Annotated in this window: 10 protein-coding genes; all 10 read right to left on the bottom strand. The window is 51.7% G+C overall.

Annotated elements, in window-relative coordinates; genetic code table 11:
• Positions 1-392 precede the first annotated feature (392 nt).
• The 10 genes from Q0418_RS05115 to argH all read right to left on the bottom strand — a co-directional run bounded on the left by Q0418_RS05115 (position 393) and on the right by argH (position 9,988).
• The gene (locus Q0418_RS05115) at positions 393-620 is read right to left on the bottom strand and encodes a hypothetical protein (protein ID WP_298482860.1); all 228 of its coding nucleotides are present in this window, start codon (positions 618-620) and stop codon (positions 393-395) included.
• A gap of 231 nt (positions 621-851) precedes the next feature.
• Positions 852-1,757: an ornithine carbamoyltransferase gene (argF, locus tag Q0418_RS05110; protein WP_298482858.1), complete on the bottom strand. Its 906-nt coding sequence runs from the start codon at positions 1,755-1,757 to the stop codon at positions 852-854.
• A gap of 54 nt (positions 1,758-1,811) precedes the next feature.
• Positions 1,812-2,978 (bottom strand): aspartate aminotransferase family protein, encoded by a 1,167-nt coding sequence (locus Q0418_RS05105; protein WP_298482856.1) that lies wholly within the window; start codon positions 2,976-2,978, stop codon positions 1,812-1,814.
• Positions 2,979-3,369: 391 nt separating this feature from the next.
• Complete coding sequence (locus Q0418_RS05100; protein WP_298482854.1) at positions 3,370-3,735, bottom strand: cupin domain-containing protein; 366 nt, start codon at positions 3,733-3,735, stop codon at positions 3,370-3,372.
• A gap of 335 nt (positions 3,736-4,070) precedes the next feature.
• Positions 4,071-4,937 carry an acetylglutamate kinase gene (gene argB / locus Q0418_RS05095; protein ID WP_298482852.1) on the bottom strand — a complete coding sequence of 289 codons (867 nt, stop codon included), beginning with the start codon at positions 4,935-4,937 and terminating at the stop codon, positions 4,071-4,073.
• Positions 4,938-4,952: 15 nt separating this feature from the next.
• Positions 4,953-6,206 (bottom strand): bifunctional glutamate N-acetyltransferase/amino-acid acetyltransferase ArgJ, encoded by a 1,254-nt coding sequence (gene argJ / locus Q0418_RS05090; RefSeq protein WP_298482851.1) that lies wholly within the window; start codon positions 6,204-6,206, stop codon positions 4,953-4,955.
• 738 nt (positions 6,207-6,944) lie between these two features.
• Entirely contained in the window at positions 6,945-7,892 is a 948-nt protein-coding gene (argC, locus tag Q0418_RS05085; RefSeq protein ID WP_298482849.1) for an N-acetyl-gamma-glutamyl-phosphate reductase, read from the bottom strand.
• 36 nt (positions 7,893-7,928) lie between these two features.
• Positions 7,929-8,402, bottom strand: coding sequence for a hypothetical protein (locus Q0418_RS05080; protein ID WP_298482847.1), 474 nt, complete (start codon positions 8,400-8,402; stop codon positions 7,929-7,931).
• A gap of 25 nt (positions 8,403-8,427) precedes the next feature.
• A complete protein-coding gene (locus Q0418_RS05075) occupies positions 8,428-8,610 on the bottom strand; it encodes a hypothetical protein (protein ID WP_298482845.1) in 183 nt (60 codons plus the stop codon).
• Between the two features lies 1 nt (position 8,611).
• Positions 8,612-9,988 (bottom strand): argininosuccinate lyase, encoded by a 1,377-nt coding sequence (gene argH / locus Q0418_RS05070; protein ID WP_298482861.1) that lies wholly within the window; start codon positions 9,986-9,988, stop codon positions 8,612-8,614.
• Between the last annotated feature and the right edge of the window lie 542 nt (positions 9,989-10,530).

Genomic DNA, 10,530 nt, shown 5'->3' with positions numbered 1-10,530 from the left:
TGTGACAGCTTATCTATTTTATCACATCTTGTCGATTTTGTCAAGTGAACTTTTTATGAAGATTTTTGAACTCCCGTTCGTTCTTCATGTCTTTTCCCTTAACTTCAACTCCTGCAATTAACAGACAGCTTATTCATTCTATCACACTATTGCGATTTTGTCAAGTTAATTTTTTGTGAATAAAGGCGAACTCCCGTTCCCTTTTTTCACACTTTTTCCTTAACTTTCGCTCTCGTGCGACAGCTTTATTATTATATCACAACTTTTCACGCTTGTCAAGACGAATGTTTTGCTGAAATCAAGAGTATTTTTAGATAAATTGCACATGTGTCATTTAAAAAACCGCCGTCTTTTCAGACAGCGGTTTTTTTCATTTTCATCGTATTCATGCATCAGCACATCAGTGCGCCATACCCTACGGTAGTTGCTGCAATACTGCCAGCGACTGCCATTATGATAATGTTAATGAGTACACAAACGCCGAAAGAAATCGCAGCTGCAATGATGTATGCCTTTGCAGCCTTCGGTGTTTCTTTCTTCTTTACGAAGAACAGAATCAGACCCACGATCGGAAACAGAACCGATACGATAACAAGTCCTACATTAGCACGATCCTCCATCCCTATTCACCTCCCTACAATTTAGAATACCATAATTACGGTAAATTGTCAATAGGAATACCGATTTTTTCATCTAAATTTGGGTTTTTCTGTCTTATACTCTATACTGTGCGGTGCTATCTCATGAAATTCCAAAAAAAGCGCCGGTCTGAACTATCCAGACCGGCGCTTTTTCCGATATCAGGCAGCAGGAGCAAGTTCCTGTCCTACATATTCCAGCGCAAATTTCTGTTACGCCATCAGCTTCACCATAACCGCCTTCTGCGCATGGAGACGGTTCTCAGCTTCCTCAAAAATCTCAGCCGCATGGGCTTCGAATACCTTTTCGGTGATCTCTTCCTCCCGGTGTGCTGGCAGGCAGTGGAGCACCATGGCATCCTCGTGAGCCGCTGCCATGATCTCGTCGTTGATCTGGTAGCCGTGGAATGCCTTTTTCCGCTTCTCCGCTTCACCTTCCTGACCCATGGATGCCCATACGTCCGTGATTACCACATCGGCATCCTTGGCTGCCTCCAGGGGCACGTTTGTCATCTGGAACTTGTCGCCGTATGCCTTTGTGAATTCCAGTACCTGGGCATCCGGCTGATAGTCGTCCGGGCAGGCAATGGATACCGCCATGCCGACCTTCAGGCAGCCTACGATCAGCGAATTCGCCATATTGTTGCCGTCGCCGATAAAGCACATCTTCAGCCCGGCAAAATCCGTCTTGAACTCCCGAATGGTCATGAGATCCGCCAGAATCTGGCAGGGATGGCAGAAGTCCGTCAGACCGTTGATAATCGGGATCGAACCGTATTCCGCCAGATCTTCTACTTCCTTCTGCTCAAAGGTACGAATCATAATGCCATCCAGATACCGGGACAGTACCCGTGCAGTATCCTGCACCGGCTCGCCCCTGCCGATCTGCAAGTCGTCTGCGGACAGAAACAGCGGATGGCCGCCCAGCTGGTACATGCCTGTCTCAAAGGAAACACGTGTCCGGGTAGACGCCTTCTGGAAAATCATTCCCAGGGACTTGCCCTTCAGGTGCGGATGGGGAATGCCGTGCTTCAGCTCATATTTCAGCTGGTCGGCAAGGTCGAGAATCTCGATGATCTCTTCGGTGCTCAGATCGAGCATCTTCAGTAAGTGCTTCATGGTTTTTCCTCCGTTCATTTTTTATCTATTTTTTCTGCCTGACGGCAGCAGATTTTACTTTTTCAGAATCCGTTCCAGAATTGCAAGACCTTTTTCCATTTCTTCGTCTGTAATCGTCAGCGGCGGCAGCAGACGCACCTTATCCTTGGCAGTCAGCACCAGCAGTCCCTCTTCCAGGGCAGCATTTGCCACGTCAATTGCCTTCTTTTCCGTCAGCTGGATACCGATCATCAGTCCCATGCCGCTGACAGATGCCACCCCCGGCAGTGCCGCCAGCTTTTCCCGCAGGAGCGCCGCCTTACGCTGCACATTCTCCAGAAAGCCCGGTGCAGTAACCGTTTGCAGCACAGCAAGACCGCCGGCACAGCAAACGGGATTGCCGCCGAACGTGGAACCGTGTGCGCCCTTATTGAGCACGCCAGCGCACTTTTCGCTGGCAAGGCAAGCGCCCATAGGCAGACCGCCGGCAATACCCTTTGCAAGGGTAGTCACGTCTGCCTTATGCCCGAACTGCTCCCCGGCAAGGAATGTGCCTGTTCTGCCCACGCCAGTCTGCACCTCGTCTGCAATGACAAGGACATCCTTTTCGGCGCACAAGGCAAAGACAGCGTCCACGAATTCCTGTTCCAGGGCATTGACGCCGCCTTCCCCTTGGACATATTCCAGCATAACAGCGCAGACGGTATCGTCCAGTTTCTCTTTCAGGTCAGCGACATCGTTGGCGGTGACAAAATCGAAACCCTCCACGAAGGGGAAAAAGTAGTTATGGAACACGTCCTGTCCGGTAGCGGACAGGGTGCAGAGGGTTCTGCCGTGGAAGGAATTGACCAGAGTCAGGATCTTATGGCGGCCCTTGCCGTATTTGTCAAAGCTATACTTTCTCGCCAGCTTAATGGCGCATTCGTTGGCCTCTGCGCCGCTGTTGCCGAAAAAAACCTTGCTGTAGCCAGTGGCTTCGCAAAGCTGCTGGGCGAAGTCCGCCTGTATTTTAGTGTAATACAGGTTGGATGTATGCTGCATGGTTTTCACCTGACGGCAGACTGCATCTGTCCAGGCTTCGTTACAGTAGCCCAGCGAGGTCGTGCCGATGCCGCTGCCGAAGTCGATGTAGGTTTTTCCGGTTTCGTCGGTGCAGGATTCCCCTGCGCCGTGGTCGATGACCACCGGGAACCGCCCGTAGGTCGGCATGACGGATGCGTTCAGTTGTTCTTGTGTTGTCATATGTATGACCTCCTTAAAGCCCGACCCCTCCACCATTGCTGTGCAATGGTCCCCCTCCCCTTTCAGGGGAGGCTTTTTCGAGGGAAGCGAGGCTCTTTTCTTTTTTTCGCTTCCTTTTTTCTTTTCAGTAAAGAAAAAAGGAAGTAGAGCGCGAGACAACGTCTCGCAGCGTAGGATTGCAGTCCAGTAAAATTCAGAGAAACAAAGCGCAAAGCCGTAAAAAGCAAAGGAAAATCACTCTTCCAAGACACACCCAGAATCACACAGAAAAGGGTACAGGAAAAGTCAAAATCGGCTTTGCGCAAACCCAGGCGAACAGCGAGTGAAACGAGCGAACTTCGCCGAACCGTTTTTGCAAAGTGAAATTCAAATCTACCAACTCGTTGACAATTTAGTTTTCTTCCTGATATGCATAACCAAAATGAATTGGCGGCGCAGTCACAGAAATATACACAAACTCTGTGTTGCCATCGTTATACAAGCCATGCACATCACCGTCCGCAAACCGCACCACATCACCGGCTGTAAACTCCTGCTCCTGATTCTCTGAAAGCAGCAGCTTTCCTGTTCCCTGCACCGCATACCAAATTTGTTCAGAAGATTCATGGATATGTCTCGGCTGGCTTGCGCCAATTTCAAGATGTACCTCTGTAATGGTAACACGCTTGCTGGTGGAATTGTCCGGGTTCAGAATCTGTCGGGATACCACACCAGGATTGGACAGCGCCTTCATTGCATTTGCTTTGATCAATTCCATTTAAAAACCTCCCTAAATTATCTAAACACGCTAAAAACCTAGTATCTAGTAACGATTAAAACTTGATTTCATTGCAAACGTCCCACCGGGACGTTTGCAAAATTTCGCTTTGCCTGTATGGTTTCACAGGGGAAAGCGGTCTTGTTCGCTTTCCCCTCGAAAAGCTGTCGCTTTTCTCACCCCTTTTCTCCGCGCGCCGAAAGTACGGCGCAGGGTGTTTCGCCGCCTGCGGGCGGCGACCAGGGACGCTGTCCCTGGACTCTGCCAGCATTTTCGAGAAATTGCTGGATCAAAAAGCTTCATTGCCGCCTGCGGCGATATGCGGATTTTACTTTTTATCGGAATTGTGTGCCAATGCCCTCATTGGACAGGGTTTCAATCAGAATCGAGTGGGGCACTCTGCCATCAATGATGGCGGTTTTCTTTACGCCTCGTCTTACTGCCTCTACGCAGCAGTCGATCTTCGGAATCATGCCGCCGGAAATGATACCCTTCCGTTTCAGGAACGGCACTTCGCTGACATTCACAAAGGGAATCAGCGTAGATGGGTCGTCCTTATTCCGCAGCAGTCCTGCAATATCCGTCATGAGAATCAGGTTTTCCGCCCTCAGCTGCGCCGCAATTCTCGCCGCTGCCGTGTCTGCATTGACATTATAAGCCTGCCCGAATTCATCCGTTGCCACGGTGGCAATGACCGGAATGTACCCATTGTCCAGGGCATCCAGAATAGGCTTCTCATTGACTTTCACAATATCGCCCACAAAGCCCAGATCTTCGCCGTTCGGTCCCAGCTTGCGCTCCGCCGCCAGCATCTGTCCGTCAATACCGCACAGTCCCAGCGCCTTGCCCTTTGTCCGGGTCAGCAGACTTACCAGTTCCTTGTTGACCTTGCCGGACAGCACCATCTTCACCACGTCCACAGCGGCTTCGTCCGTATACCGCAGACCGCCGATGAATTTCGACTCAATGTTCAGCCGCTTCAGCATATCACTGATCTCAGGGCCGCCGCCGTGTACCAGCACTACCTTGACGCCCACCAGGGACAGCAGCACGATATCATCCATGACTGCCTGTTTTAGTTCCTTGTTGGTCATGGCATTGCCGCCGTATTTCACCACGACAATTTTGTTGTTGTATTTCTGAATGTACGGCAGGGCATCTACCAGCACCTGCGCCCGTACATTATTGTTGATTTCTCCCATTTTCGAAGTCCTCTCTTACGAACGATAGTCGCCGTTGATCTTGACATAGTCATAGGTCAGGTCACAGCCCCATGCCGTTGCCGATGCTGCGCCGTCACCGATGGACACCAGGATCTGAATTTCATCCTCCAGCAGTACCTTTTTGGCTTCTTCCTCGGAGAATTCCACCCCGGCACCGTTTTTGCATACGTCCACAGAACCAGCACGGGACGCCAGTGTCACTGCCACCTGATTGATGTCAAATTCCGCCGGTGCATAGCCTACTGCACACAGCACCCGTCCCCAGTTGGCATCTGCACCGAACATGGCACACTTAAACAAGGGCGAACAGATGACGCTCTTTGCCACGACAATTGCCGTGTCCACATCCTTTGCCCCGGAAACCGTGCATTCCAGGAGCTTTGTGGCACCTTCGCCGTCATAGGCAAGCATCCGTGTCATGTTCATCATGACGCAGTACAATCCCTGGCGGAATGTCTGATAATCGTCCGAATCCGCCGTAATTTCCGCATTTCCGGCAAGTCCCGACGCCAGCACAACGCAGGTATCATTGGTGGACTGATCGCCGTCTACGGACAGGCAATTATAAGTAATCTTTACCACATCGGACAGTGCCTTCTGGAGCATTTCCGGGGAAATTGCCGCATCGGTGGTGATACAGTTCAGGGTGGTCGCCATGTTCGGGTGAATCATGCCGCTGCCCTTTGCCATACCGCCCAGGTGACAGGTCTTGCCGTCCAAAGTGAATTCCACAGCAACTTCCTTTGCAAAAGTATCCGTTGTCATAATTGCCGTTGCAGCTTCATGAGCACCGGCAACATCTGCCGTCAGGCTTTTGCACAGTCCCGGCAGAGCTGCTGCAATGGGTTCCATGGGCAGCACCTGACCGATGACGCCGGTGGACATGACCAGCACTTCTTCCGGCTTCACGCCCAGTTCCTTTGCGGTGAGTGCGCACATGGTCTCCGCCTTTTCCTCGCCGTCCGCATTACAGGTGTTGGCATTTTTGGAATTTGCCACAAGCGCCATTGCCTTGCCATTCGTGGCTTTCAGATGCTTCTGCATGACCAGAACCGGAGCGCCTTTAACCTTATTCTGGGTATACACCGCCGCTGCATTGCACATAGTATCTGCGGCAACAACAGTCAGGTCGTTTTTCTCATCAGGATTTTCCTTGATGCCGCAGTACACGCCCCCGGCACGGAAACCCTTTGCGGCACAGATGCCACCGTCAATGAAGGTATAACCTTCCAATGCAATTTTTTCCATGGTATCTCTCTCCTCTCGTTTTTTTCAAAAATATAAGTAGGGCATCTCTAAAAACCCCGAATTCGTCAGATGTGGTGCAGATTTACGACAGATTCCCTTGCGGAAAAATGCAGGAATACTCGATGTATTTCAAGTTTTTTCGCAAGGGAAGATGGCGTAAAGATGCGCCGCAGATGACGGGTGAGCGGGTTTTTAGAGGTGACCAGTAGTAATGCTCGTTATCACATGATGCAGCAGGCTTGTTCCCGCCGAATCTATCTTTCTGCATTGTCATCAGACTGGAAGCAAAGGTGTTTTTGTAGGGGGCGACCATTGGTCGCCCGCATATATTCCCTCAGCCACAATGAATACCTATTTCCTCAGGCATTGGCGGGCGAACAATGTTCGCCCCTACTAGCTTGTCACATCTAAAAATTTATTCCGTTGAAAACGTCCCACCGGGACGTTTTCAAGGCGTTCCTTGGCATGATAGTTTCACCAGGGGAAGCGGTCTTGTCCGCTTCCCCTCGAAAAGCTGTCGCTTTTCTCACCCTTTTCTCCGCGCGCCAAAAGTATGGCGCAGGATGTTTCGCCGCCTGCGGGCGGCGACCAGGGACGCTGTCCCTGGTCTCTGCCAGGGCTTCCGCAGCCCTGGACCTGCGCCAGCCCGATGCCCAGCGGAAATGGCATCGGCAGACTCACCCTAAAGATGGCGAGCCAGCTGTGCTCAGCTGGACCAGCTTGATGCGCAGCCTTTTCTCAAACCAGCCCCGTTGTCTCATCCAATCCCAGCATAATATTCATACACTGCACTGCTGCACCGGATGCGCCCTTGCCCAGGTTATCCAGACGGGAACACAGCAGAATCTGCTCTGCATCGCCGAATACGAAAATTTCCATCTGATTGGTATCCCGCAGGTCGTTACAGGTCAGCTTTGTGGCAGTCATTTCCTCCGGTGTACCCAGAGGTTTTACATGGACGAAATTCGACCCGGCGTAGTGCTGTTCGAACATCTCCTGCACCTGCTCCGGCGGAAGGGCATGTCCTGCAATGGCGGCTTGCACCGGTACGCAGACCAGCATGCCGTTATAATAATCGTCCACAATAGGCGTGAACATGGGTTTTCTCTCCAGTCCGGAAATGATCTGCATTTCCGGCAAGTGCTTGTGGTTATTTGCCAGACCGTAAAACCGGGGGCTGAACAGCTCCGGCGCACGGTCAGGGGATTCGATCTCAGCGATCATTTTCTTGCCGCCGCCGCTGTAGCCCGACATGGCGAAGCACTGCACGGGGTAATCCTTGGGCAGCAGTCCGCTTTGTACCATGGGATACACCAGAGATGCAAAACCGCTGGCATAGCAGCCCGGCACAGCCACCCGCTTGGAAGTACGAATTTTCTCCCGATGTGCCGGGGACAGCTCCGGAAAACCATATGCCCAGTCCGGATTGGTGCGGTGGGCTGTGGATGCGTCAATGATACGCACGTCTGCATCCCCTGCCAATGCGACAGCTTCTCTCGCCGCTGCATCCGGCAGGCACAGGAAGGTGATGTCACTCTCCCGGATTGCCGCCCGGCGTGCCTCGGCATCCTTCCGAGTCTCCTCCGTCAGAGTAATCAGTTCCAGATCGGAACGGTTTTCCAGACGTTCGTGGATCCGCAGACCCGTTGTGCCTGCCTGTCCGTCAATAAATATTTTTGTAGCCATTTTCCTCATTCCCTTTCCAAATGCTGAAACAAGCGTTTATTCCGTCCCCACACAGTCCGGACAGGGTTCCAATCGATCTTTCATCCCGAACGACTCAGGGAATTCATGTACCATAGATTCCTTTGTCGCATCGTCCAAAGGCTGCGGCTCATTTTTGTAGTTATATGTCACGTCCGGCAATTCGCTTTTGGCGCAGTCTTTGGAATAGTGCCAATATTTCCCGAGCGGTGTCCAGTATACGAGCTTTGCCTCCTGCGTTTCTGCTGCCGTTGTCGTTGCAGCCGTAGTTGTGGTTGTTTGTACTGCTATGGCTGTTTTTCTCGTTCCGGCACCTTTCTTTGTCGTGCCGATCTGGGGAGCTGTATCTTTCAAAATGTCGCTGCTGCTTGTGGTTTCCGCAGCAGCCGTTGTTTCCGTCACGGCAGCAGAATCCTGTGCTGTTTCCGCACCACAGGCAGAAAACAAGCATAGTCCCATCAGGATCGCCATCAAAAACGCTGTCTTTCTCATGCTCTTTATCCTTTCTTGTATACCCCTATTCTCTGGGGCATTTCCACAGGCTGAATGCGCAGGTCAGTACAATGATGGCAATTGCCCAGATCCGGGAAACTGTCATCCCCAGATCCAGCACCAGTCCCAGCACGATCTCTCCCACGATCCACAGGATCACCGAAATGACGCACAATGCCACAATAAATTTGATCTGCCGTTTCTTCATCTTATGCCATACCCAGCTTCGACTTCACCAGCTTCAGCTGCTCTGCCACAGTCGCCGGAGACGGGCCACCTTGGGATACTCTGCCCTTGACGCAGGTCTCCAGGCTGATGGCTTCATAGACGTCCTCAGTAAACAGCGGTGTCATTTTCTGGTATTCCTCCAGCGGCAGTGTTTCCAGAGTCAGTCCCTGGTCAATACACTGCGCCACCAGGGTGCCGGAGATCTTATAGGCATCCCGGAAGGGCATTCCTTTCTTTACCAGATAGTCTGCACAGTCTGTGGCATTGATGAAGCCCTTTGCCGCAGCGGCACGCATATTTTCCTTATTGACACGCATGGTCTCCAACATGGGAATAAAGGTCTCCAGACACAGCTTTACGTTATCCACTGCGTCAAAAATAGCCTCTTTATCCTCCTGCATATCCTTGTTATACGCCAGAGGCAGACCCTTCATCATGGTCAGCAGGGTTTGCAGATCGCCGTAGACACGTGCAGTCTTGCCACGAATCAGCTCGGTGATATCCGGGTTTTTCTTCTGAGGCATAATGGACGAACCAGTGGCAAAGGCGTCATCCAGTTCGATGAACTTGAATTCCCAGGAGCACCACAGAATAATTTCCTCGGAAAAACGGGAAAGGTGCATCATAATAATGGACAGTGTATCTGCCAGTTCAATGCAGTAATCCCGGTCGGAAACGCCGTCCAGGCTATTTGCCATCGGTGCATCGAAGCCCAGGAGGGATGCGGTCTGTTCCCGGTCAATATGATAAGTTGTACCAGCCAGTGCGCCGCTGCCCAGAGGGCATTCGTTCATACGCTTTGCGGTATCGTCCAGTCTGCCCAGGTCACGGAGAAACATCTGCACATATGCCAGCAGATGGTGGGCAAATGTCACAGGCTGGGCACGCTGCAAATGGGTATAGCCCGGCAGAACGGTCTCGGTATGCTGCTGCGCCATAGTGACCAGTGCGGTGCAGAGTTTCTGTACCAGAGTGCGGATTTCGGCGATCTCATCCCGGAGATACAGGCGCAGATCCAGTGCCACCTGGTCATTTCTGGAACGGGAGGTATGGAGACGCTTGCCCACATCGCCGCAGCGTTTGGTCAGTTCGGCTTCTACGAACATGTGGATGTCCTCTGCGTTGGGGTCGAATTCCAGTGCGCCGCTGTCCAGGTCGGCGAGGATGCCTTTCAGACCGGCGATAATGGCTGTACTGTCCTCTTTTGTGATAATACCGCAGTCACCCAGCATGGTTGCATGGGCAATGCTGCCCTGGATGTCGTGGCGATACATACGGGCATCGAATGCGATAGAGGAGTTGAACGCATTCACGCCGGCGTCAATTTCTTTGGAAAATCTTCCTGCCCAAAGTGCCATAATATAATATCCTTTCACGGCTCAACCCCTCCACCATTGCTGCGCAATGGTCCCCCTCCCCTTTCAGGGGAGGCATTTCCGAGCGAAGCGAGCCATCTTTTCTTTTTTCGCTTCCTTTTTTCCTTTCAGTAAAGAAAAAAGGAAGTAGAGCGCGAGACAACGTCTCGCAGCGTAGGGTTGCAGTCCCGTAAAATTCAGAGAAACAAAGCGCAAAGCCGCAAAAAGCAAAGAAAAATCACTCTTCCAAGACACACCCAGAATCACCCAGGAAAGGAAACAGGAAAAGTCAAAACCGGCTTTGCGTAAACCCAGGCGAACAGCGAGTGAAACGAGCGAACTTCGCCGACACGGTTCTGTCGAGTGAAACCTAGGATTCATGTTTGCGTTTCCAATGGAAAGATGTTAGTGCATACAGTACAACATGAAAAATGATTTCGTTGCAAACGTCCCACCGGGACGTTTGCAAAATTTCGCTTACTGAAATGGCTTCACAAGGCGGGGCGGTCTTGTTCGCCCCGCCTCGAAAAAGCTGTCGCTTTTTC

The organism is uncultured Ruminococcus sp. (genome assembly GCF_937915125.1).
Taxonomy (GTDB): Bacteria; Bacillota; Clostridia; order Oscillospirales; family Ruminococcaceae; genus Ruminococcus_C.
Note: the sequence above shows the minus strand (reverse complement) of the source record. Positions and strands in the feature narration are given on the sequence as shown.

What these genes read in the sequence shown, in the direction of transcription:
- Q0418_RS05100 (WP_298482854.1), bottom strand. Translation starts at nt 3,735, where the DNA reads ATGGAATTGATCAAAGCAAATGCAATGAAGGCGCTGTCCAATCCTGGT.
- argH (WP_298482861.1), bottom strand. Translation starts at nt 9,988, where the DNA reads ATGGCACTTTGGGCAGGAAGATTTTCCAAAGAAATTGACGCCGGCGTG.
- argB (WP_298482852.1), bottom strand. Translation starts at nt 4,937, where the DNA reads ATGGGAGAAATCAACAATAATGTACGGGCGCAGGTGCTGGTAGATGCC.
- argF (WP_298482858.1), bottom strand. Translation starts at nt 1,757, where the DNA reads ATGAAGCACTTACTGAAGATGCTCGATCTGAGCACCGAAGAGATCATC.
- argJ (WP_298482851.1), bottom strand. Translation starts at nt 6,206, where the DNA reads ATGGAAAAAATTGCATTGGAAGGTTATACCTTCATTGACGGTGGCATC.
- Q0418_RS05075 (WP_298482845.1), bottom strand. Translation starts at nt 8,610, where the DNA reads ATGAAGAAACGGCAGATCAAATTTATTGTGGCATTGTGCGTCATTTCG.
- Q0418_RS05080 (WP_298482847.1), bottom strand. Translation starts at nt 8,402, where the DNA reads ATGAGAAAGACAGCGTTTTTGATGGCGATCCTGATGGGACTATGCTTG.
- Q0418_RS05105 (WP_298482856.1), bottom strand. Translation starts at nt 2,978, where the DNA reads ATGACAACACAAGAACAACTGAACGCATCCGTCATGCCGACCTACGGG.
- Q0418_RS05115 (WP_298482860.1), bottom strand. Translation starts at nt 620, where the DNA reads ATGGAGGATCGTGCTAATGTAGGACTTGTTATCGTATCGGTTCTGTTT.
- argC (WP_298482849.1), bottom strand. Translation starts at nt 7,892, where the DNA reads ATGGCTACAAAAATATTTATTGACGGACAGGCAGGCACAACGGGTCTG.